Origin of the sequence: Streptomyces olivaceus, from assembly GCF_000721235.1 — a bacterium.
Taxonomy (GTDB): Bacteria; Actinomycetota; Actinomycetes; order Streptomycetales; family Streptomycetaceae; genus Streptomyces; species Streptomyces olivaceus.
Genome location: NZ_JOFH01000002.1, coordinates 222,270 through 242,656 on the forward strand (window position 1 = coordinate 222,270; position 20,387 = coordinate 242,656).

Annotated in this window: 23 protein-coding genes and 1 pseudogene; 19 read left to right on the forward strand and 5 right to left on the reverse strand. The window is 73.6% G+C overall.

Annotated elements, in window-relative coordinates; translation table 11 throughout:
* Positions 1–166: 166 nt before the first annotated feature.
* The 4 genes from ybaK to IG94_RS0103925 form a co-directional block, all read right to left on the reverse strand.
* On the reverse strand, positions 167–679 hold the full coding sequence (gene ybaK / locus IG94_RS0103910) for a Cys-tRNA(Pro) deacylase (protein ID WP_031031016.1): 513 nt from the start codon (positions 677–679) through the stop codon (positions 167–169).
* A 13-nt stretch (positions 680–692) separates the two neighbouring features.
* Positions 693–1,433 carry an LON peptidase substrate-binding domain-containing protein gene (locus IG94_RS0103915; RefSeq protein ID WP_031031019.1) on the reverse strand — a complete coding sequence of 247 codons (741 nt, stop codon included), beginning with the start codon at positions 1,431–1,433 and terminating at the stop codon, positions 693–695.
* Positions 1,434–1,444: 11 nt separating this feature from the next.
* Positions 1,445–2,452 carry a hypothetical protein gene (locus IG94_RS0103920; protein ID WP_052410546.1) on the reverse strand — a complete coding sequence of 336 codons (1,008 nt, stop codon included), beginning with the start codon at positions 2,450–2,452 and terminating at the stop codon, positions 1,445–1,447.
* Between the two features lie 257 nt (positions 2,453–2,709).
* On the reverse strand, positions 2,710–4,287 hold the full coding sequence (locus IG94_RS0103925; RefSeq protein ID WP_031031024.1) for a hypothetical protein: 1,578 nt from the start codon (positions 4,285–4,287) through the stop codon (positions 2,710–2,712).
* A 199-nt stretch (positions 4,288–4,486) separates the two neighbouring features.
* On the opposite strand from IG94_RS0103925, the gene hisD reads away from it, so the two are divergent.
* Genes hisD through IG94_RS0103970 form a run of 9 tightly spaced genes read left to right on the forward strand, consistent with a single transcriptional unit; the run spans position 4,487 to position 11,528 of the window.
* The gene (hisD, locus tag IG94_RS0103930) at positions 4,487–5,812 is read left to right on the forward strand and encodes a histidinol dehydrogenase (protein WP_031031029.1); all 1,326 of its coding nucleotides are present in this window, start codon (positions 4,487–4,489) and stop codon (positions 5,810–5,812) included.
* Positions 5,809–6,918 (forward strand): histidinol-phosphate transaminase, encoded by a 1,110-nt coding sequence (locus IG94_RS0103935; protein ID WP_031031031.1) that lies wholly within the window; start codon positions 5,809–5,811, stop codon positions 6,916–6,918. The genes hisD and IG94_RS0103935 overlap by 4 nt, the downstream gene beginning before the upstream one ends.
* Positions 6,915–7,508, forward strand: a complete 594-nt coding sequence (gene hisB / locus IG94_RS0103940; protein ID WP_031031032.1) for an imidazoleglycerol-phosphate dehydratase HisB — start codon at positions 6,915–6,917, stop codon at positions 7,506–7,508. Before IG94_RS0103935 ends, hisB begins: the two co-directional genes overlap by 4 nt.
* Positions 7,509–7,511: 3 nt before the next feature.
* Positions 7,512–7,676, forward strand: coding sequence for a hypothetical protein (locus tag IG94_RS42800; RefSeq protein ID WP_031031034.1), 165 nt, complete (start codon positions 7,512–7,514; stop codon positions 7,674–7,676).
* Positions 7,667–8,320 (forward strand): imidazole glycerol phosphate synthase subunit HisH, encoded by a 654-nt coding sequence (gene hisH, locus IG94_RS0103950; protein ID WP_037764736.1) that lies wholly within the window; start codon positions 7,667–7,669, stop codon positions 8,318–8,320. Before IG94_RS42800 ends, hisH begins: the two co-directional genes overlap by 10 nt.
* Before the next feature lie 17 nt (positions 8,321–8,337).
* Positions 8,338–9,063 (forward strand): bifunctional 1-(5-phosphoribosyl)-5-((5-phosphoribosylamino)methylideneamino)imidazole-4-carboxamide isomerase/phosphoribosylanthranilate isomerase PriA, encoded by a 726-nt coding sequence (gene priA / locus IG94_RS0103955; RefSeq protein ID WP_031031040.1) that lies wholly within the window; start codon positions 8,338–8,340, stop codon positions 9,061–9,063.
* Complete coding sequence (locus IG94_RS0103960) at positions 9,060–9,464, forward strand: RidA family protein (protein ID WP_031031042.1); 405 nt, start codon at positions 9,060–9,062, stop codon at positions 9,462–9,464. Before priA ends, IG94_RS0103960 begins: the two co-directional genes overlap by 4 nt.
* Positions 9,461–10,216: an imidazole glycerol phosphate synthase subunit HisF gene (hisF, locus tag IG94_RS0103965; RefSeq protein ID WP_031031045.1), complete on the forward strand. Its 756-nt coding sequence runs from the start codon at positions 9,461–9,463 to the stop codon at positions 10,214–10,216. Before IG94_RS0103960 ends, hisF begins: the two co-directional genes overlap by 4 nt.
* Before the next feature lie 37 nt (positions 10,217–10,253).
* On the forward strand, positions 10,254–11,528 hold the full coding sequence (locus tag IG94_RS0103970; RefSeq protein ID WP_372457697.1) for an MFS transporter: 1,275 nt from the start codon (positions 10,254–10,256) through the stop codon (positions 11,526–11,528).
* 21 nt (positions 11,529–11,549) lie between these two features.
* Here IG94_RS0103970 and IG94_RS0103975 read toward each other — a convergent pair whose 3' ends face one another.
* Positions 11,550–12,185 (reverse strand): TIGR03085 family metal-binding protein, encoded by a 636-nt coding sequence (locus tag IG94_RS0103975; RefSeq protein ID WP_031031051.1) that lies wholly within the window; start codon positions 12,183–12,185, stop codon positions 11,550–11,552.
* A gap of 81 nt (positions 12,186–12,266) precedes the next feature.
* Between IG94_RS0103975 and hisI the strand changes: the two genes are divergently transcribed.
* The 10 genes and pseudogenes from hisI to IG94_RS0104020 all read left to right on the forward strand — a co-directional run bounded on the left by hisI (position 12,267) and on the right by IG94_RS0104020 (position 20,365).
* Positions 12,267–12,707: a phosphoribosyl-AMP cyclohydrolase gene (gene hisI / locus IG94_RS0103980; RefSeq protein ID WP_051159577.1), complete on the forward strand. Its 441-nt coding sequence runs from the start codon at positions 12,267–12,269 to the stop codon at positions 12,705–12,707.
* 29 nt (positions 12,708–12,736) lie between these two features.
* Positions 12,737–14,227, forward strand: a complete 1,491-nt coding sequence (locus IG94_RS0103985; RefSeq protein ID WP_031031056.1) for an anthranilate synthase component I — start codon at positions 12,737–12,739, stop codon at positions 14,225–14,227.
* A gap of 84 nt (positions 14,228–14,311) precedes the next feature.
* The gene (locus IG94_RS0103990; RefSeq protein ID WP_031031060.1) at positions 14,312–14,953 is read left to right on the forward strand and encodes a TIGR02234 family membrane protein; all 642 of its coding nucleotides are present in this window, start codon (positions 14,312–14,314) and stop codon (positions 14,951–14,953) included.
* Between the two features lie 374 nt (positions 14,954–15,327).
* Positions 15,328–15,579, forward strand: a complete 252-nt coding sequence (locus IG94_RS0103995; RefSeq protein ID WP_031031062.1) for an HGxxPAAW family protein — start codon at positions 15,328–15,330, stop codon at positions 15,577–15,579.
* Between the two features lie 101 nt (positions 15,580–15,680).
* Entirely contained in the window at positions 15,681–16,136 is a 456-nt protein-coding gene (locus IG94_RS0104000) for a DUF2752 domain-containing protein (protein ID WP_031031064.1), read from the forward strand.
* A gap of 120 nt (positions 16,137–16,256) precedes the next feature.
* A complete protein-coding gene (trpC, locus tag IG94_RS0104005; protein ID WP_031031069.1) occupies positions 16,257–17,066 on the forward strand; it encodes an indole-3-glycerol phosphate synthase TrpC in 810 nt (269 codons plus the stop codon).
* Positions 17,067–17,087: 21 nt separating this feature from the next.
* Positions 17,088–17,249, forward strand: a pseudogene (trpM, locus tag IG94_RS44300) (tryptophan biosynthesis modulator TrpM); the annotation flags it as partial.
* Between the two features lie 145 nt (positions 17,250–17,394).
* The gene (gene trpB, locus IG94_RS0104010; protein ID WP_031031070.1) at positions 17,395–18,678 is read left to right on the forward strand and encodes a tryptophan synthase subunit beta; all 1,284 of its coding nucleotides are present in this window, start codon (positions 17,395–17,397) and stop codon (positions 18,676–18,678) included.
* Positions 18,675–19,490 carry a tryptophan synthase subunit alpha gene (gene trpA, locus IG94_RS0104015; protein WP_031031073.1) on the forward strand — a complete coding sequence of 272 codons (816 nt, stop codon included), beginning with the start codon at positions 18,675–18,677 and terminating at the stop codon, positions 19,488–19,490. Before trpB ends, trpA begins: the two co-directional genes overlap by 4 nt.
* Before the next feature lie 101 nt (positions 19,491–19,591).
* Positions 19,592–20,365: a DsbA family protein gene (locus IG94_RS0104020; protein WP_031031075.1), complete on the forward strand. Its 774-nt coding sequence runs from the start codon at positions 19,592–19,594 to the stop codon at positions 20,363–20,365.
* The last annotated feature ends 22 nt before the right edge of the window (positions 20,366–20,387 follow it).

Sequence of the window (20,387 nt, forward strand, 5' to 3'; positions counted from 1 at the left end):
GGCGCCCTGGGTGGGTGCGGGGCGGGGGTGGGGTGCGCGGCCCGGCGCTTGCGGGGCGCCGCTGCGCCCACCCGTGCCGCCCCAGCGGCACGACTGCCCGCAGCGGCGCGGCACGACTGCCCGCAGCTCGGGCGGCACTGCTGCCCGTGGCAGTGCGGTCTCTGAATCAGGGCGTGCGGGCGATCGGGGACAGGGTCGCCGATGTCAGGGTGGTGAGGTCGGTGGGGGAGAGCTCGACCTCCAGGCCCCGGCGGCCCGCCGAGACGCAGATCGTGGCGTGCGACGCCGCCGACGCGTCCAGGACCGTCGGCAGCCGCTTGCGCTGGCCCAGCGGAGAGATCCCGCCGCGCACGTAGCCCGTGGTCCGCTCGGCCAGCGCCGGGTCCGCCATCGCCGCGCGCTTGCCGCCCAGCGCGGCCGCCAGCGCCTTGAGGTCCAGCTGGCCCGCCACGGGTACCACCGCGACCGTGAGAGCACCGTCGACGTCCGCCACCAGCGTCTTGAACACCCGGTCGGGGGACACTCCCATCGCCTCGGCCGCCTCCTCGCCGTAGGACGGATGGGCCGGATCGTGCTCGTAGGAGTGGACCGTGTACGCCACTGCGGCCGCCGTCAGCGCCACCGTCGCGGGCGTGCCGCCGGACTGCTGCTTCTTCGCCTTGCCGGGCTTCTTCGCCATGCGGGCCGGTACCTCAGTTGAGACTCGTCGGGCCGCGCGTCAGTTCCTGTGCGGGCAGGGACGGCAGCGTACGGATGATGGACGTCTCGGAGCGGAGGAGTCTCAGCTCGTCCCGCAGGCGCGAGGCCGTGTCGGGGGCCTGGAGCAGACGCTGCTTCGTCGGCGTGTCCAGCATCATCGCGGCGGCGACCAGGTAGGAGACCACGCCCGGTTCGTCGGGCAGGTCGGCGCCGGTCGCCAGCGACCGCTCACGGGCCCCGGCCAGCCGCTTCTGGTACTGGCGGAAGGACCGCAGTACGCCCTCGGCCAGCGCGCCCGCCTCGTCGCCGGGATCCTCGGGCAGCGGCTCCAGTTCGGCCGTCAGGAAGGGGCCCGAGGCGTCGACGGAGGTCAGGCGCACCCGGCTGGTGCCGGTCGCCAGCACCTCGAACGTGCCGTCGGCCCGTTCGCGGATCGTCGCCGCGTCCGCGATGCAGCCCACCTTGTGGAACGCCTTGAGCGGGTCCTTGCCGAAGCCCGCCGCGGCCCCGCGCTCCGGGGCGGCCGTCGGGTCGGGCAGGCCGGGTGCGCTCTGCGCCACCTCGTGGCCGTCACGGATCGTCACGACGGCGAACCGGCGCGGTTCGTCCTCGGGGGTCTTCAGCAACTCGCGCATCATGGCGCGATAGCGCTCCTCGAAGATGTTGAGCGGAAGCACCAGCCCCGGGAACAGAACGGAGTTCAGGGGGAAGAGGGGGAGCCGGACGGTGGTCACGACGCAGAAGCCTAATGGTCGCCGGGGGCGGAGCGTTCGGCGCGCCCGCGTGATGGATGTCCCGGAGCCCGCGCACGGGCCTCCGCGCGGACGTCCGCCCGCGCCTGGAGGAAGTGCCCGAGAGGGTCGTCCGTGTCCCGTTCCCACGGGAAGGAGGTGACATACGGGCCGGTCAGACGCAGTTGCTCCGCCGCGTCCTGCCGCCGTCCCAGCCGCAGGAGGACGTACGCCAGCAGGTTCCGCAGCTCCGCCGTCCACGGGTCGGCCGCCGGGTGCGCCGCCGACAGGGCGATCGCGCGGTCGGCGGCGGCGTCCAGCCGGCGGCGGTGCGTGCGTACGGCGGCGGTGGAGGTCAGGCAGGTGAAGGCGGCGCGCAGCGGCAGGGCCCGCACGAGCGCGTCCTCGGGGGCGTCCTGGGCGGCCGTCTCCGCGAAGTCCAGGCACTCGCCGTGGGCGCCGGGCGAGGAGGCGGCCAGGTACTGCAGGGCGGCGACATGGCAGCCGTAGTGGTGCGCGGAGCGGCGGACGGCCTGCGCCCACAGCCGCTCGAACTCGGCGTGCCCGGCGCGCGCGCCCCGCGCGGCGTCCAGGGCGGTCCGCCACGGTACGGGGTCGGGGCCCGAGGTCTCGGCGGCGCCGACGACCGCGGGGACCAGCTGGCGCAGGAGTTCGGCGCGGGCCGGCGAGTCCCAGCGGCGGTGGACCGCGAGCCGGGCGGCGATCAGCAGGGCGTCGGGGTCGTCCGGGACGGTGGCGCGCCAGGTGTCGAGCCACTCGGCGCGGGAGCGGGCGAAGGCGGCGAGCCGGGTCGCGTAGCGGTCGCGGTGCTCCCACTCGGCGCGCTCGCGGGTGGTGGACAGGAGGCCGGCCGCGGGGGCGTAGTCGCCGCGCGCCGCCGCGACGAGGGTTGGGGCGAGGCGGTCGTCGGGGGCGTCGAGGAGCACGTCGTCGTCTGGTAGCGACCGTGGCGTCCGGGAGCGGGCCCGGGCGGCCGTGGTCCGGAGGAACGCGCGCAGCATGGCCAGTACGACGGCTGAGGGTTGGGGATGGTTGTGCGGGTTCGCTCCGCTGGTTCGGAGGGGTTGTGCGGGGTCGGCGCCGGACGTCTTCGGGTGCCGTCGGTCGGTGGAGGGTGCCGGACGTCTGTGCGGGGCGGGGGTGGGGTGCGCGGCCCGGCGTTTGCGGGGTGCCGCTGCGCCCACCCGTGCCGCCCCAGCGGCACGACTGCCCGCAGCGGCGCGGCACGACTGACCGCAGCCGGTGCGGGGGTGGGGGGTCAGGTTCGGCGGAGGAGGCGGGTGGCGCCTGCTGCGACCGTGGTCGCCAGGATCCAGCCGAGGAGGATCAGGGCCGTGGCCAGCCACTGCCAGGCGTCGTGCAGGTGCCACGAGCCCGCCTGGCCCAGGTCGATGACCGGGAGGAGCAGGTCGAGGGCGAAGAGGGCCGGGTTCCAGTCCGGGTGTTCGCCGCTCTTCAGCGGGGGTGGCTCGGCACGGGCGAAGGCGAGGGAGCCCGCCGCCCAGAGGACCGCCATCCACACCGCGGCGCGGCCCGGCCGGTACCCGTAGGCGACCGTCCAGTCCTGCGCGTACCCCACCAGCTTCGCGGCGATGGGCAGGCTCTCGCGGCGCCGCCGGTGCTTGGCGAGGAGCACCTCGCGGGCGTCCTCGTCCTCACCGCCGGCCCGCAGCACCGCGGCGAGGCGCTCGTACGGCTCCGGGTGGTACTCGGCGGTCGCGGCGCCCACCCACCGCAGCCGCTTGGTCAGCGGGAACGGGCCGCGCGGCACCAGGTTCTCGTAGGCGAAGCCGCCCATGTGCAGCCTGCCCGGGCCCGGCCAGCTGTCCGCCCGGTCCATCAGGTTGACCACCCGCGCCCCCGACAGCACCACCCGCCCCCGCGCCGGCCGCTCGCCCAGGAACCGCAACTCCGGCGTCTGGACCCGCCGCAGGGACAGCTCCTGCTCGTCGGTGAAGGTGAACCGGGCGTGCTCCAGGTCGAGGGCGTCGCCGAACCGTCCGTCGTCCAGGCGCACCCCGCCCTCGCACTCGAAGCGCTGGATGCGGGTGCCCCGCGCCGGGGTGGTGCCGCGCAGGAGCGGGCTGCCCAGGCCCGCCGGAGTCAGGTACAGCGTGCGCTCCACGGTCAGCTGCGGGGCGTTCAGCGCGTGGCGCGTGTACGGGTTGAGCAGCCGGGCGCCGCGCAGGCTCAGCGAGACGCCGACCTGGGCGCTGCGCAGACTGACCTCGCCGTGCGACTCCAGCATCTCGGCCTGGAGGTCCTGCCCGACCGTCATGCCGTCCGCCGCTATGGAGCGTCCGCCGCGGTCCCGGTGCACGACCGCCTGGTTGAGCAGCAGGTCGGTGCCTATCCGCGCGTCCGTGAGCCGGATGCCGCCCGGGAAGCGGGAGCGCGGCAGGTGCAGGTCGCCCTCGGTGTGCAGCCGGGCCGCCTCCAGGCGCGGCACGGCGCAGTCCACCAGCCGCACGGTCGTGAAGCGGGCCTCCGGCAGCAGCACCTCCCGCTCGAAGCGACAGCGCCGCAGCTCCACGTACGGCTCGACCGTGCCGCCCGCGAGGTCCATCGTGTCGCTGATCCGCACGCCCACGAGCTGCAGCGACGACACCCGGCCCGCGAGCGCCGGCGGACCGTCGAGAAGCAGCCAGCAGACGATGCGGGCCCGCACCGTCCGCTCCGGCCCCCACGGGTGCCCGCCGTGCGGGTCGTCCTCGAGCGCGTCCCCGCTGCTCAGGTCGTACACACTGCCGTTGCGGAAGGCCTGCCACATGCCGGCCTCGGCGGCGGTCAGGTCGTCCGGCAACTCTCCGTCACGGTGGCCGGCCCCCTCGGTCACAATGCTTCACTCCCTCCTCAACTACTCGGTGGTCGCTCACCCTTCGTACAACCGTTCATGCCCACTGAGTGACGTTCCGAACACTCAAAGTGAGCGTGAATCGCACGAGTTCACCGTGGGCGGGCCGGCCCGTCGCGTTCTGTATCAGCCATTGATACGCGCGGACCGCGCCCGACGCGGGTCTGAGAGAATTGGTTCCGTGATCTCCCGAATCGATCTGCGCGGCGACGCCCTCCCCGAGGGTTCCGCCCTGCGCGACCTGCTGCCCCGAGCCGACTTCGACGTCGCGGCCGCCCTGGAGAAGGTGCGTCCGATCTGCGAGGCCGTGCATCATCGTGGCGACGCGGCGCTGATCGACTTCGCCGAGCAGTTCGACGGCGTCAGGCTGGAGCAGGTGCGCGTCCCGGCCGCCGCGCTCACGCGCGCGCTGGAGGAGCTGGACCCGGCCGTCCGCGCGGCCCTGGAGGAATCCATCCGCCGCGCCCGCCTCGTCCACCGCGAGCAGCGCCGCTCCACGCACACCACGCAGGTCGTGCCCGGCGGCTCGGTCACCGAGAAGTGGGTGCCGGTCGAGCGGGTCGGGCTCTACGCGCCCGGCGGGCGTTCGGTCTACCCGTCGTCCGTGATCATGAACGTGGTCCCCGCGCAGGAGGCCGGCGTCGAGTCCGTCGCGCTGGCCTCGCCCGCCCAGGCCGAGTTCGACGGCCTCCCGCACCCGACGATCCTCGCCGCCTGCGCCCTGCTGGGCGTCGACGAGGTGTACGCGGCGGGCGGCGCCACCGCCGTCGCCATGTTCGCGTACGGCACGGAGTCCTGCCCGCCCGCCAACATGGTCACCGGCCCCGGCAACATCTGGGTCGCCGCCGCCAAGCGCTTCTTCACCGGGAAGATCGGCATCGACGCCGAGGCGGGACCGACCGAGATCGCCGTCCTCGCGGACTCGACGGCCGACCCGGTGCACGTCGCCTCCGACCTGATCAGCCAGGCCGAGCACGACCCGCTGGCCGCCGCCGTCCTGGTCACCGACTCCGCCGAACTCGCGGACGCGGTCGAGAAGGAGCTGCAGCCGCAGGTCGAGGCCACCAAGCACGTCGAGGACCGGATCCGCCCGGCGCTCGCCGGCCGCCAGTCCGCGATCGTCCTCGTCGACGGCCTGGACGACGGACTGCGGGTGGTCGACGCCTACGGCGCGGAGCACCTGGAGATCCAGACCGCCGACGCCGCCGCCGTCGCCGACCGGGTCAGGAACGCCGGCGCGATCTTCGTCGGCCCCTGGGCACCCGTCTCCCTCGGCGACTACGCGGCCGGGTCCAACCACGTCCTGCCCACCGGCGGCTGCGCCTGCCACTCCTCGGGACTGTCCGTGCAGTCCTTCCTGCGCGGCATCCACATCGTCGACTACACGCGCGACGCCCTCGCCGAGGTCGCGCACCACGTGGTGACGCTGGCGGAGGCGGAGGACCTGCCCGCGCACGGCGCGGCGGTCAAGGCGAGGTTCGAGTGGAAGGTCCCCCAGAGCAAGTGACGTTCGGAATCGACGACCTCCCCGTACGGGACGAGCTGCGCGGCAAGTCCCCCTACGGCGCGCCCCAGCTGGACGTGCCGGTACGGCTGAACACCAACGAGAACCCCTACCCGCTCCCCGAGGCGCTCGTCGAGCGGATCACCGAGCGGGTCCGCGAGGCCGCCCGCGACCTCAACCGCTACCCGGACCGGGACGCGGTCGAACTGCGCACCGGGCTCGCCGAGTACCTGACGAAGACCACCGGGCACCCCCTGGACGTGAGCAACGTCTGGGCGGCCAACGGCTCCAACGAGGTCATCCAGCAGCTGCTGCAGACCTTCGGCGGCCCCGGCCGCACCGCGATCGGCTTCGAGCCGTCGTACTCGATGCACGGCCTCATCGCGCGCGGCACCGGCACCGGCTGGATCTCCGGGCCGCGCCACGACGACTTCACCATCGGCGTGCCCGCCGCCGAGCGGGCGATCGCCGAGCACCGCCCGGACGTCGTCTTCGTCACCACCCCCAACAACCCCACCGGCAACGCGGTCCCCGCCGAGACGGTCCTCGCCCTCCACGACGCGGCGCAGGCCGCGAAGCCCTCCATGGTCGTGGTCGACGAGGCGTACATCGAGTTCAGCCACGGCGCCTCGCTGCTGCCGCTCCTCGACGGCCGCCCGAACCTGGTGATCTCCCGCACCATGTCGAAGGCGTTCGGCGCGGCGGGCCTGCGCCTCGGCTACCTCGCCGCGCACCCGGCCGTCGTCGACGCCGTACAACTCGTACGGCTGCCGTACCACCTCTCCGCCGTCACCCAGGCGACCGCGCTGGCCGCCCTGGAGCACACGGACACGCTGCTGAAGTACGTCGAGCAGCTGAAGGCCGAGCGGGACCGGCTCGTCGCCGAGCTGCGCGCCGTCGGCTACGAGGTGACCGAGTCCGACGCCAACTTCGTCCAGTTCGGAAGGTTCGCGGACTCCCACGCCACCTGGCGGAAGATCCTCGACCGGGGCGTGCTGGTCCGGGACAACGGCGTACCGGGATGGCTGCGGGTCACCGCGGGCACCCCGCAGGAGAACGACGCGTTCCTCGACGCGGTACGTGAAGTCAAGAAGGAGCAGAGCACATGAGCCGCGTGGGACGCGTGGAGCGCACGACCAAGGAGACCTCGGTCCTCGTCGAGATCGACCTCGACGGCACCGGCAAGACCGACATCGCCACCGGCGTCGGCTTCTACGACCACATGCTCGACCAGCTCGGCCGGCACGGCCTGTTCGACCTGACCGTGAAGACCGACGGCGACCTGCACATCGACTCCCACCACACCATCGAGGACACCGCCCTCGCGCTGGGCGCCGCCTTCAAGCAGGCGCTCGGCGACAAGGTGGGCGTCTACCGCTTCGGCAACTGCACGGTCCCGCTGGACGAGTCGCTCGCCCAGGTCACCGTCGACCTCTCCGGCCGCCCCTACCTCGTGCACACCGAGCCCGAGAAGATGGCGCCGATGATCGGCGAGTACGACACCACGATGACCCGGCACATCCTGGAGTCCTTCGTCGCCCAGGCGCAGATCGCCCTGCACGTGCACGTGCCCTACGGGCGCAACGCCCACCACATCGTGGAGTGCCAGTTCAAGGCGCTCGCCCGGGCCCTGCGCTACGCCTCGGAGCGCGACCCGCGCGCCGCCGGCATCCTGCCCTCCACGAAGGGCGCGCTGTAACCCATGAACGGTACGTCCACCGCACTGATCGTCGTCGGCCTCTTCTTCCTCGGCGGCATCTACTCCTTCGCCAAGCAGCAGATGCCCAAGGGCCTGATCGTGCTGCTCTCCATCGGCGCCGCGATGTGCCTGTTCGCGGGCGTCCTGAGGCTGGAGGTCTGGAATTGACCGCCGCCCCCGGCAAGAAGGTCGTCGTCCTCGACTACGGCTTCGGCAACGTCCGCTCCGCCGAGCGCGCCCTCGCGCGCGCGGGAGCCGACGTCGAGATCACCCGCGACTACGACAAGGCGATGAACGCCGACGGACTGCTCGTCCCCGGCGTCGGCGCCTTCGCCTCCTGCATGAACGGCCTCAAGGCGGTCCGCGGCGACTGGATCGTCGACCGCAGGCTCTCCGGCGGGCGCCCGGTCCTGGGCATCTGCGTCGGCATGCAGATCCTGTTCTCGCGCGGCATCGAGCACGACGTGGAGGCCGAGGGGCTGGACGAGTGGCCCGGCACGGTCGGACCGTTGCAGGCCGACGTCGTGCCCCACATGGGCTGGAACACGGTCGACGCACCGGCCGGCTCCCAGCTCTTCGCCGGCCTGGACGCCGGCGCCCGCTTCTACTTCGTGCACTCCTACGCCGTCCACGAGTGGGCCCAGGAGGCGCACAACCCGCTGATCGCCGAGCCGAAGGTCACCTGGTCCACGCACGGCGAGCCCTTCGTCGCCGCCGTGGAGAACGGCGCGCTGTGGGCCACGCAGTTCCACCCCGAGAAGTCCGGCGACGCCGGCGCCCAGCTCCTCACCAACTGGATCGAGACCCTGTAGAGATGAGCCCGGTAGAGATGACCACGCTCGAACTCCTCCCCGCCGTCGACGTCCGCGACGGCCAGGCCGTCCGCCTCGTGCACGGCGAGTCCGGCACCGAGACCTCCTACGGCTCCCCGCTGGAGGCCGCCCTCGCCTGGCAGCGCTCCGGCGCCGAGTGGCTGCACCTGGTCGACCTGGACGCGGCGTTCGGCACCGGGGACAACCGCGCGCTGATCGCCGAGGTCGCGAAGGCGATGGACATCAAGGTGGAGCTGTCCGGCGGCATCCGCGACGACGACACCCTCGCCGCCGCGCTCGCCACCGGCTGCACCCGGGTGAACCTGGGCACCGCCGCCCTGGAGACCCCCGAGTGGGTCGCCGAGGTCATCGCCGAGCACGGCGACAGGATCGCGGTCGGCCTGGACGTACGGGGCACCACGCTCCGGGGCCGCGGCTGGACCCGCGACGGCGGCGACCTCTACGAGACGCTGGGCCGCCTCGACAAGGAGGGCTGCGCCCGGTACGTCGTCACCGACATCGCCAAGGACGGCACCCTCCAGGGACCCAACCTGGAGCTCCTGAAGAACGTCTGCGCGGCCACCGACCGCCCGGTCGTGGCCTCGGGCGGCGTGTCCTCCCTGGACGACCTCCGCGCGATCGCCGGACTCGTCCCGGCCGGTGTCGAGGGGGCCATCGTCGGGAAAGCCCTGTACGCGAAGGCATTCACCCTGGAAGAGGCCCTGGAGGCTGTGTCCCCATGACATCCGAAGCCGTACGGCGCGTGCAGAGCGGAAATCCCTGGGAAGAGTCCTTCGGTTTCGCACGGGCCGTGGCGGCGGGTGATCGAGTGATCGTGGCCGGCACCACCGCCTTCAAGGGCGACATGCTGTACGGGGAGGGCGACCCCTACGAACAGACCAAGGTCGCCTTCGCCACCGCGGTCGACGCGATCGGCGAGTTCGGGCTGGGCATCGAGTCCGTGATCCGGACCCGTGTGTGCCTGGCCCACTCCCGCGACGTCGACGAGGTGGGCCGCGCCCACAAGGAGCTGTTCGACTCCGTGCGGCCGGTCACGACCCTGCTGGTCGTGGAGGGCTTCATCGACTCGCGGGTCTTGGTGTCGGTCGAAGTGGAAGCGTATAGAGGAGCCGTGGATTCATGACCCTGGCGGTCCGAGTCATCCCCTGCCTGGACGTGGACGACGGGCGGGTCGTCAAGGGCGTCAACTTCCAGAACCTGCGCGACGCGGGTGACCCCGTCGAGATGGCCAAGGTGTACGACACCGAGGGCGCCGACGAGCTGACGTTCCTGGACATCACCGCCTCGTCGGGCAACCGCGAGACGACCTACGACGTGGTGCGCCGTACCGCCGAGCAGGTGTTCATCCCGCTGACCGTCGGCGGCGGCGTGCGCACCGCCGAGGACGTGGACAAGCTGCTGCGGGCCGGCGCGGACAAGGTGGGCGTCAACACGGCCGCCATCGCCCGGCCCGACCTGATCCGCGAGATCGCCGAGCGGTTCGGCCGCCAGGTCCTCGTCCTGTCGGTCGACGCCCGCCGCACCGAGGCGGGCACCTTCGAGGTGACCACCCACGGGGGCCGCCGCGGCACCGGCATCGACGCGGTGGAGTGGGCCCACCGCGCCGCCGAACTGGGCGCGGGCGAGATCCTGCTCAACTCGATGGACGCGGACGGCACGAAGGACGGCTACGACCTGGAGATGATCGGGGCGGTCCGGAAGCACGTGAGCGTCCCGGTGATCGCCTCCGGCGGCGCGGGCAGCCTCGCCCACTTCGCCCCGGCGGTCGGCGCGGGGGCGGACGCGGTACTGGCGGCCTCCGTCTTCCACTTCGGCGACCTGCGCATCGGCGAGGTCAAGGAGACGCTGCGGGAGGCGGGGCATCCCGTCCGGTAGGTCCGGGGACCGCTCACCGGTCCGCTCCGTGCCGGAGGTGCCGGAGAGGGCCGAGGCGGTGCCGGACCCGCTCATACCCGCGGCCGTCCGCGCCGCCGTACCCGCCCACCGCGACGGCAACGTGCTGCGCTGGGTCGGCGCCTACACCGCGTCCATGCTCGGGGACACCGTGTTCTACCTCGCGCTGTCCTGGGCCGCCGTGCAGCGCGGCAGTGCCGCCGAGGCCGGGGTGGTCACGGCCGTGAGCGCGGTGCCGCGGGCGCTGCTCATGCTCGGCGGGGGAGTGGTCGTCGACCGGCTGGGACCGCGCCGGGTCGTGATCGGGAGCGACGCCGTACGGTGCGCGGCGGTCCTCGCGGTGGCCGTACTGCTCTTCGCGACCGAACCCGGGCTGTGGCTCCTCGCCCTGCTCGCCCTCGTCTTCGGCGCGGTGGACGCCCTCTTCCTGCCCGCCGTCGGGGCGCTGCCCGCGCGGATCACCGCCAAGGACCAGCTGGCCCGGGTGCAGGGCATGCGCGGCCTCGCCGTCCGGTTCGCCGCCGTCGTGGGCGCCCCGCTCGGCGGGCTCGGGGTGGCGGTGGGCGGGTCGGCCGCCGCCTTCGCCCTCGCGGGGCTGCTGATCGCCGTGTCGGTGCCGCTGCTGGTCTGCGTGCGGATGCGTGAGCTGCCCGCCGACGACGCGGTGGCCGCCGCCGAGGGCGGGACCGCCTGGCGGGACCTGCGGGACGGGCTCTCCTACGTCCGCCGGCACCGTGTCCTCGGGCCGCTGATGCTGGTGATCGCCCTCGGCGACCTCGGATTCGTCGGCCCGCTCAACGTCGGCCTGACCCTGCTCGCCGACGAGCGCGGCTGGGGAGCCTCCGGGATGGGCTGGGTGCTCGCCGGCTTCGGGGCCGGCGCCGGGGCGGCGGCCCTGCTGCTGACCGTCCGGGGGCGCGTGCCGCACGCCGGGTACGTCGTCGCCGGCGCGCTCGTGCCCGGTGCCGCCGCGATCGGCGCGCTGGCGCAGGCGCCCGCGCTGCCCGCGGCCGTCGGGACCGCGCTGCTCATCGGCCTGCTCGCGGGGCTCAGCGGCGCGCTGTGCGGAGCCCTGCTCCAGACCCAGGCCGACCCGGGCCACCTGGGGCGGGTCACCGCCGTCGCCGGGATCGTCAGCCTGGGCATCGCGCCACTGAGCATGCCGCTGTCCGCCGCCGCCATCGGCGTCTGGGGCACCGGGCCGGTCTTCGCCGCCAGCGCGGCGGTCTGCGGCCTCGGCGGCGTCGTCGCCCTGTGCGCGCCCGGGGTACGGCGTGCCGAGCTGCCGAAGTGAGGCGGCGCGACCCCGAGGGCCTCAGATGCCGAGCTGCTTCGTCTCCCGCAGCCTGGTGATCGCGGCCTTCTCGCCCTCCAGCTCCACGTCGGCCGCCCCCTGCCGTCCGTACGCGAACAGCAGCAGCTCGGACGGCTCGCCCGTCGCCGTCACCACCGGCGTCCCCCGGTGGGCGACCGTCGTCTGCCCGTTCGGGCGGCGCAGCACCAGGCCCGTCGGGATGCCCCGGCCCATCAGCCGGGCGGAACGCTCCAGGCGGGACCAGAGGGCGTCCTGGAAGACCGGGTCCAGCTCGCGCGGCGACCAGTCGGGCTGCGCGCGGCGGACGTCCTCGGCGTGGACGTAGAACTCCACCGTGTTCGCCGCCTCGTCGACCTGCTTGAGCTGGAAGGGGGAGAAGCGGGGCGGACCGGTGCGGATCAGCTGGAGCAGCTCCTCGTACGGCTTCGCGCCGTACTCCTCCATCACCCGGTCGAGGCGGGCCGCCAGGGGCTTGATCAGGGTGCCCCCGGCCGCGTCAGGACGCCGCTCGCGCACCACCACGTGCGCGGCCAGGTCACGGGTCCGCCAGCCCTCGCACAGGGTGGGCGCGTCCGGGCCCGCCGTCTCCAACAGGTCCGCGAGCAGAAGCCGTTCACGCTTGGCGAAAGTCGACATGGGGCCAGCCTACGGCCGCCCGCCGGGTCCGCCCAGTGGACAGCGCCGGGGAGTGTCCGTCCCGCGCGGCACAATGGGGGCATGACCAGCAGCTCCCCCATCGGCGACCCGACCGGCGACTCCGCCGGCGACCCCACCGGGCGCACCGGCCCGCTCGCCCCGGAGATCGCCGACCGCCTCAAGCGCACCGCCGACGGCCTCCTGCCCGCCATCGCCCAGCAGTACGACACCGGAGAGGTGCTGATGCTCGGCTGGATGGACGACGAGGCGCTGCACCGCACGCTGACCACGGGACGCTGCACCTACTGGTCCCGCAGCCGCCGGGAGTACTGGGTCAAGGGCGACACCTCCGGACACTTCCAGTGGGTGAAATCCGTGGCCCTGGACTGCGACGCCGACACCGTCCTCGTCAAGGTCGACCAGGTCGGCGCCGCCTGCCACACCGGAGCCCGCACCTGCTTCGACGCCGACGTACTGCTCGCCGACGGTGCGGGGGCCGACGCCGACCGCGCGGATCAGTAGGGTCTGCGGCCATGGACGTCACGTATGACATGGACCTCGACACCTTCCGCAAGCTGGCCGCCGACCGCCGGGTGATCCCGGTCAGCCGCAAGCTCCTCGCCGACGGCGACACGCCCGTGGCCCTGTACCGCAAACTCGCCGCCGAGCGCCCCGGCACCTTCCTGCTGGAGTCCGCGGAGAACGGACGGAGCTGGTCGCGCTACTCCTTCGTCGGCGTCCGCAGCGCCGCCACCCTCACCGAGAAGGACGGCGCCGCCCACTGGGAGGGCACCCCGCCGGTCGGCGTCCCCACCGACGGCGACCCGCTCGCCGCCCTGCGCGCCACCATCGAGGCCCTGCACACCCCGCGCGACCTCGCGAACGACCTCGGTCTGCCGCCGTTCACCGGCGGCATGGTCGGCTACCTCGGCTACGACGTCGTGCGCCGCCTGGAGAAGGTCGGCCCCGGGGAGCGCGACGACCTGAAGCTTCCCGAGCTGACCATGCTGCTGACCAGCGACCTCGCCGTCATGGACCACTGGGAGGGCTCGGTCCTGCTGATCGCCAACGCGATCAACCACAACGACCTGGAGACCGGCGTCGACGAGGCCTACGCCGACGCGATCGCCCGCCTGGACGCCATGGAGGCCGACCTCACCCGCGCGGTCGCCCAGCCCCCGGCCGCGCTGCCGCCGTCCGAGCTGCCCGAGTACACCGCGCTCTGGGGCGGCCCCGACTTCCAGGACGCCGTCGAGGACATCAAGGAGCGCATCCGCGCGGGTGAGGCCTTCCAGGTGGTCCCCTCGCAGCGGTTCGAGACGCCGTGCACCGCGAGCGCGCTCGACGTGTACCGGGTGCTGCGCGCCACCAACCCCTCCCCGTACATGTACCTGCTCCGCCTCGACGGCTTCGACGTCGTCGGCTCGTCCCCCGAGGCGCTGGTCAAGGTCGAGGACGGCCGCGCCCTGCTGCACCCGATCGCCGGCACCCGCCCGCGCGGCGCCACCCCGCAGGAGGACCAGGCGCTCGCCGAGGAGCTGCTCGCCGACCCCAAGGAGCGCGCCGAGCACCTGATGCTCGTCGACCTCGGCCGCAACGACCTCGGACGCGTCTGCGAACCCGGCTCCGTCGAGGTCGTCGACTTCATGTCGGTCGAGCGGTACTCGCACGTCATGCACATCGTCTCCACGGTCACCGGCCGGGTCGCCCCGGACCGCACCGCCTTCGACGTCCTCACCGCCTGCTTCCCGGCCGGCACCCTCTCCGGCGCCCCGAAGCCGCGCGCCCTGCAGATCATCGACGAACTCGAACCCTCCCGGCGCGGTCTGTACGGCGGCTGCGTCGGCTACCTCGACTTCGCGGGCGACTCCGACACCGCCATCGCCATCCGCACGGCGCTGCTGCGCGACGGCACCGCCTACGTCCAGGCGGGCGCCGGCGTCGTCGCCGACTCCGACCCGGTCGCCGAGGACACCGAGTGCCGCAACAAGGCGGCGGCGGTGCTGCGGGCCGTGCACACGGCGGGCCGGCTGGCGCAATAGGGCCAACCGGTCGCGGCGGTGGGGGGATTCTCACGTCGGGGATTCCGAACCCCGGGTGACGGTTCGCCCGGGGTTCGGGTGATAGTGGAGTACGTGACAGCTGTTCCTCACCCCCGTGACCCAGCCGCAGGACCCGCCCGGGCCGGCCGCCGGAGCCTCGGCGTCGCCCTCCTGTGCGGCGCGCTCGGCGCCGCCGTAGCCCTGCTCGCCACCCGGCAGGAATGGGCGGAGGGCACCGCGATCGTGGCGGGCGGCGCCTTCCCGCTGACCGCCAAGGGCAGCGACGTCACGGGCGTACCCGCGGCGCTCGCCATAGTGGGCCTCGCCGCGCTCGTCGCCGTGTTCGCCGTGCGCCGCGCCGGCCGCTTCGCCGTCGCCGGCCTGCTCGCGCTCAGCGGCGCGGGCACCGTGGCGGCCGCCCTCGCCGGCGCCTCCGACAGCTCGGCCCTGGACGACCAGGCCGCGAAGGCCGCCGGTGACACCTCGGCCACCGTGGACGTCCTCTCCCACACGGCCTGGCCCTACGTCGCGGCCGTCGGCGGCGGCCTGCTCCTGCTCGCCGGGCTGCTCGCCCTGCGCTACGGCCGCCTGTGGCCCGCGATGTCCGGCCGCTACGAGCGCGACGGCACCCCGCGCCCGCGCCGCAGGCCGCAGACCGTCGACCCGGACCGTCCCGAGGACCTCTGGAAGGCCATCGACCGAGGCGAGGACCCGACCGGCGCGTGACCCCTCCGGGGGAGCGGGGCCTGGTCGGTGCCCGTCCCTCCGGGGGCGCCCGGTGCCTGTCCCCCGCGGTGGGGGCGAGGCGGGCCTTGCCGGTGCCCGGGTCCTGTGGGGAGGGAGCGGAACCACCCGCGGCCGGCCTCCCCGGCGAAGCATCCGTGGGCGCCCGGCCCACGGGAGGGCCCCGCACGCGCCCGTTCCCGGGCGAGGAGACACCGGCCTCCCGGCGCGCCGCGCCCCGTGCCGCGCCGGCCTCCTGGCGCGCCGGCCCCGTTCCACCCGCCGGAGCACCCCCGCTCACGGCGCGTGTGTCCGTGCGGGACAATGGACGACGAGCGTCCTGCTCAGACACGACACACAGCAACGAGGAGCAAGCAATGGCGGGCAGCAGCCACGGTCACACCCCGGCCGCCTGGACCGGTGTCATCATCGCCTTCATCGGTTTCTGCATCGCGGGCATGTTCATGGTGGCGGCCCGGCCGGCGGGCTTCTGGGCCGGCATGGCGGTCGTGCTCCTCGGCGGCGTCGTGGGCTACATCATGCGCATGATGGGCCTCGGCCAGCCGAAGCAGAACCACCCCGTGCACCAGGTCGCCGACGACCGCACGGCGGCCGGCGCGCAGGGCTGACCGCGCGGCACGGCGGTCCCGGATCCTCCGAGGGGCGGTCCCGGCACCACACGGATGCCGGGACCGCCCCTCGCGTGCGGGTACGGCGGGCCCGGGGCAGAATGCGGGACGTGGACGCCGAGAGCGCAGAGCCCCGCCCGACCGGCACGCCGCTGTCCCGCGGCGCGGCCGCCCGCCTGGCCGTCCCGGCCGCGGTGCTCGCCGCCGTCGCCGGGGCCTTCACGTACGTGGGCAGCGTGGACCCCTACGAGCCCGGCCACTACCCCGTCTGCCCCCTGCTGCGGTTCACGGGCGTCTACTGCCCCGGCTGCGGCGGACTGCGCAGCGCCCACGCCTTCGTCCACGGTGATCTGGCCGGTGCGCTGCACGCCAATGCCCCGGCCGTCCTCGCCTATCTGGGCTTCGCCGTCCTGTGGGTCCTCTGGGCGGTCCGCGCGGCCCGGGGCCGCCCCGTGCGGGTGGACCTCGGCCCGGTGCACCTGTGGACCCTGGGGACGCTGATGCTGGTGTTCACAGTGGTCCGGAACCTGCCGTTCGGCGGCTGGCTGCTGCCTTGACCACCGGGTGAACGTCCAGGGCGCAACGGGACCGCGACCGGCCGGATGCGGGGCTCGCGCCCGGCTGCGGATACCATCGCAGTGACCACAGCTTCAGCCGTCCGAAAGGGGACCGCTCGCGTGAGTGTGCTCGACGAGATCATCGACGGAGTCCGTGCCGACCTCGCGGAACGGCAGGCGCGCGTCAGCCTCGACGAGCTCAAGGAGCGCGCGGCCGAGGCACGCCCCGCGAAGGACGGTGTGTCCGCCCTGCGCGGCGACGGCGTCAAGGTCATCTGCGAGGTCAAGCGCTCCAGCCCCTCCAAGGGCGCGCTGGCGGCCATCGCCGACCCGGCCGCACTCGCCGCCGACTACGAGGCGGGCGGCGCCGCCGTCATCTCCGTGCTCACCGAGGAGCGCCGCTTCGGCGGCTCGCTCGCCGACCTGGACTCGGTCCGCGCGCGGGTGGACATCCCCGTACTGCGCAAGGACTTCGTCGTCACGTCGTACCAGCTCTGGGAGGCTCGCGCGCACGGCGCCGACCTCGTGCTGCTGATCGTCGCGGCCCTGGAGCAGCCCGCCCTGGAGTCCCTGGTCGAGCGCGCCGAGTCCATCGGACTCACCCCGCTCGTCGAGGTCCACGACGAGGACGAGGTCGAGCGCGCGGTGGCCGCGGGCGCCAAGGTCATCGGCGTCAACGCGCGCAACCTGAAGACCCTCGAGGTCGACCGCGGCACGTTCGAGCGGGTCGCCCCGGAGATCCCCGCGCACATCGTCAAGGTCGCCGAGTCCGGCGTCCGTGGCCCGCACGACCTCATCGCCTACGCCAACGAGGGCGCCGACGCCGTCCTGGTCGGCGAGTCCCTGGTCACCGGCCGCGACCCCAAGACGGCGGTCTCCGACCTGGTGGCGGCCGGCGAGCACCCGGCGCTGCGGCACGGCCGGGGCTGACCCACCGGTAGGCTGACTCCCATGACGCTCCCGCCCGTCCCGGCTTCCCGGGACCCGTACGCGCGCCTGGCGCGCGGCTGCCGCCCCCGCGGTTGCCGCGCCCCCGCACGCCGGGTCCACGGCCGCCGGGTGCGGTACGTCATCGGGGACGAGCCGGGACAGGTGAACGGACGGCGATGGCGACGCGCCCTTCAGGGGCGCGGGGCTGTACCGAATCTCCGACTCCGCCGCGTGTGCGCGACGCGCCACACGCGGCCCGCGGCCGACGGATAACTCCCCGCCCCCACGGCGATCAGTCCCCACCAGGCACTCACCGTGAGGTTCACGCATGCCCAGCAACTTCTTCATCCCCGACCCGGAGGGTCAGGTCCCCTCCGCCGAGGGTTACTTCGGCGCCTACGGAGGAAAGTTCATCCCCGAGGCCCTCGTCGCCGCGGTCGACGAGGTGGCCGTCGAGTACGACAAGGCCAAGTCCGACCCGGAGTTCGCCCGCGAGCTGGACGACCTCCTCGTCCACTACACCGGCCGCCCCAGCTCCCTCACCGAGGTCCCCCGCTTCGCGGAGCACGCGGGCGGCGCTCGGGTCTTCCTCAAGCGCGAGGACCTGAACCACACCGGCTCGCACAAGATCAACAACGTGCTCGGCCAGGCCCTGCTCACCAAGCGCATGGGCAAGACCCGCGTCATCGCCGAGACCGGCGCCGGCCAGCACGGCGTGGCGACCGCGACCGCCTGCGCCCTCTTCGGCCTCGACTGCACCATCTACATGGGTGAGATCGACACCCGCCGCCAGGCCCTCAACGTGGCCCGGATGCGCATGCTCGGCGCCGAGGTCGTCTCCGTGAAGTCCGGCAGCCGCACGCTCAAGGACGCGATCAACGAGGCGTTCCGCGACTGGGTCGCCAACGTCGACCGCACGCACTACCTCTTCGGCACCGTCGCCGGTCCGCACCCCTTCCCGGCGATGGTCCGCGACTTCCACCGCGTCATCGGCGTCGAGGCCCGCCGCCAGCTCCTGGAGCAGGCCGGACGCCTCCCCGACGCCGCGGTCGCCTGCGTCGGCGGCGGCTCCAACGCCATCGGCCTCTTCCACGCCTTCATCCCGGACGCGGACGTCCGCCTCATCGGCTGCGAGCCCGCCGGGCACGGCGTCGAGACCGGCGAGCACGCGGCCACCCTGACCGCGGGGGAGCCCGGCATCCTGCACGGCTCCCGTTCCTACGTCCTCCAGGACGACGAGGGCCAGATCACCGAGCCGTACTCGATCTCGGCCGGCCTGGACTACCCCGGCATCGGCCCCGAGCACTCCTACCTCAAGGACTCCGGCCGCGGCGAGTACCGCGCGGTCACCGACGACGCTGCCATGCAGGCCCTGCGCCTGCTGTCGCGCACCGAGGGCATCATCCCGGCCATCGAGAGCGCCCACGCGCTGGCCGGCGCCCTGGAGGTCGGTGAGGAGCTGGGCCGGGACGGGCTGATCGTGGTCAACCTGTCCGGCCGCGGCGACAAGGACATGGACACCGCCGCCCGCTACTTCGGGCTGTACGACACCGACGCCGAGGTCGCCGCCGACGAGACCGGCGCCGCGGAGATCGAGGGGGACGCCAAGTGAGCGGGAACGTGCAGCTGCTGAACGACACCCTCGCGGCGGCGAAGTCCGAGGGCCGCGCCGCCCTGATCGCCTATCTCCCGGCCGGGTTCCCGACCGTGGACGGCGGCATCGAGGCGGCCAGGGCCGCGCTCGACGGCGGCGCCGACGTCGTCGAGGTGGGTCTGCCGCACAGCGACCCGGTGCTCGACGGCCCGGTCATCCAGACCGCCGACGACATCGCCCTGCGCGGCGGCGTGAAGATCGCCGACGTGATGCGCACGGTCCGCGAGGCGCACGCGGCCACCGGCAAGCCGATCCTCGTCATGACGTACTGGAACCCCATCGACCGCTACGGCGTGGAGCGCTTCACCGCCGAGCTGGCCGAGGCGGGCGGCGCCGGGTGCATCCTGCCCGACCTGCCGGTCCAGGAGTCGGGGCTGTGGCGGGAGCACGCCGACAAGCACGGGCTCGCCACGGTCTTCGTGGTCGCGCCCAGCAGCCGGGACGCGCGCCTCGCCGAGATCACCGCGGCCGGCAGCGGCTTCGTCTACGCGGCCTCCCTCATGGGCGTCACCGGCACCCGCGAGTCGGTCGGCGCGCAGGCCGAGGACCTGGTGCGGCGCACCCGTACCACCACCGGCACCCCGGTCTGCGTCGGCCTCGGCGTCTCCAACGCCGCCCAGGCCGCCGAGGTCGCCCGCTTCGCCGACGGCGTGATCGTCGGCTCGGCGTTCGTCAAGCGGATGCTGGACGCCCCCGACGACGCGGCCGGCCTGGCGGGCGTCCGCGCGCTCGCCGCCGAACTCGCCGAGGGCGTACGCGGAAAGGCGTGACGGCGGGCACGTAACGGACAAGTACGTGACCGGGGTCCCTCGTACGAGTGGACCTGGGACCGGGGAGGCGCGCTGCGCCTCCCCGGTTCGTTCTGCGGGGTGTGAGCGAGAAGAACCGACAGGGAAAGCGCACCGCCCGCGAGAAGCTGGCGGCCGAGCGCGAGAAGCAGAAGTCCAGGGACCAGCGCCGGCGCGCGCTGATCGTCGGCGCGACCGTGGTCTGCGTCCTCGGCCTCGCGGCGGTGATCGGCGTGGTCGCGGCCAACGCGGGCAAGGACGACGGCGGCGACGCCGCCGGACCGGTTGTGGCACCCTCCGGCGCGCAGGGCAAGGACAGCCTCGCGATCCCCGTCGGCAAGGAGAGCGCCAAGTCGACGCTCACCATCTGGGAGGACTTCCGCTGCCCGGCCTGCAAGGGCTTCGAGCTGGCGTACCGCGACACCGTCCACGAGCTGACCGAGTCCGGCCGGCTCAAGGTCGAGTACCACCTGGCCACGATCATCGACGGAAACATGCGCGGTACCGGCTCCCGCACGTCGGCCAACGCCGCCGCCTGCGCCCAGGACGCCGGGAAGTTCACCCCGTACCACGACGTGCTGTACGACAACCAGCCGTCCGAGACCGACGACGCCTTCGCCGACGAGGACAAGCTGCTCGACCTGGCCGGCAAGGTCGACGGCCTCGACACCACCCTGTTCCAGGAGTGCGTGAAGAACGGCAAGCACAACAGCTGGGTGGAGAAGTCCAACAAGGCCTTCCAGAGCGGCGGCTTCAGCGGCACCCCGACGGTGCTCCTGGACGGCAAGAACATCTACCAGGACCAGTCGATGACACCGGCCAAGCTGAAGCAGATGGTGGAGGACGCGAACAAGTAGCGAGTCCGCTCGTTACGGACCC

What these genes read in the sequence shown, in the direction of transcription:
- ybaK (WP_031031016.1), bottom strand. Translation starts at nt 679, where the DNA reads ATGGCGAAGAAGCCCGGCAAGGCGAAGAAGCAGCAGTCCGGCGGCACG.
- IG94_RS0103920 (WP_052410546.1), bottom strand. Translation starts at nt 2,452, where the DNA reads ATGCTGCGCGCGTTCCTCCGGACCACGGCCGCCCGGGCCCGCTCCCGG.
- hisB (WP_031031032.1), top strand. Translation starts at nt 6,915, where the DNA reads ATGAGCCGCGTGGGACGCGTGGAGCGCACGACCAAGGAGACCTCGGTC.
- IG94_RS42800 (WP_031031034.1), top strand. Translation starts at nt 7,512, where the DNA reads ATGAACGGTACGTCCACCGCACTGATCGTCGTCGGCCTCTTCTTCCTC.
- priA (WP_031031040.1), top strand. Translation starts at nt 8,338, where the DNA reads ATGACCACGCTCGAACTCCTCCCCGCCGTCGACGTCCGCGACGGCCAG.
- IG94_RS0103960 (WP_031031042.1), top strand. Translation starts at nt 9,060, where the DNA reads ATGACATCCGAAGCCGTACGGCGCGTGCAGAGCGGAAATCCCTGGGAA.
- hisF (WP_031031045.1), top strand. Translation starts at nt 9,461, where the DNA reads ATGACCCTGGCGGTCCGAGTCATCCCCTGCCTGGACGTGGACGACGGG.
- IG94_RS0103975 (WP_031031051.1), bottom strand. Translation starts at nt 12,185, where the DNA reads ATGTCGACTTTCGCCAAGCGTGAACGGCTTCTGCTCGCGGACCTGTTG.
- hisI (WP_051159577.1), top strand. Translation starts at nt 12,267, where the DNA reads ATGACCAGCAGCTCCCCCATCGGCGACCCGACCGGCGACTCCGCCGGC.
- IG94_RS0103985 (WP_031031056.1), top strand. Translation starts at nt 12,737, where the DNA reads ATGGACCTCGACACCTTCCGCAAGCTGGCCGCCGACCGCCGGGTGATC.
- IG94_RS0103995 (WP_031031062.1), top strand. Translation starts at nt 15,328, where the DNA reads ATGGCGGGCAGCAGCCACGGTCACACCCCGGCCGCCTGGACCGGTGTC.
- IG94_RS0104000 (WP_031031064.1), top strand. Translation starts at nt 15,681, where the DNA reads ATGCGGGACGTGGACGCCGAGAGCGCAGAGCCCCGCCCGACCGGCACG.
- trpB (WP_031031070.1), top strand. Translation starts at nt 17,395, where the DNA reads ATGCCCAGCAACTTCTTCATCCCCGACCCGGAGGGTCAGGTCCCCTCC.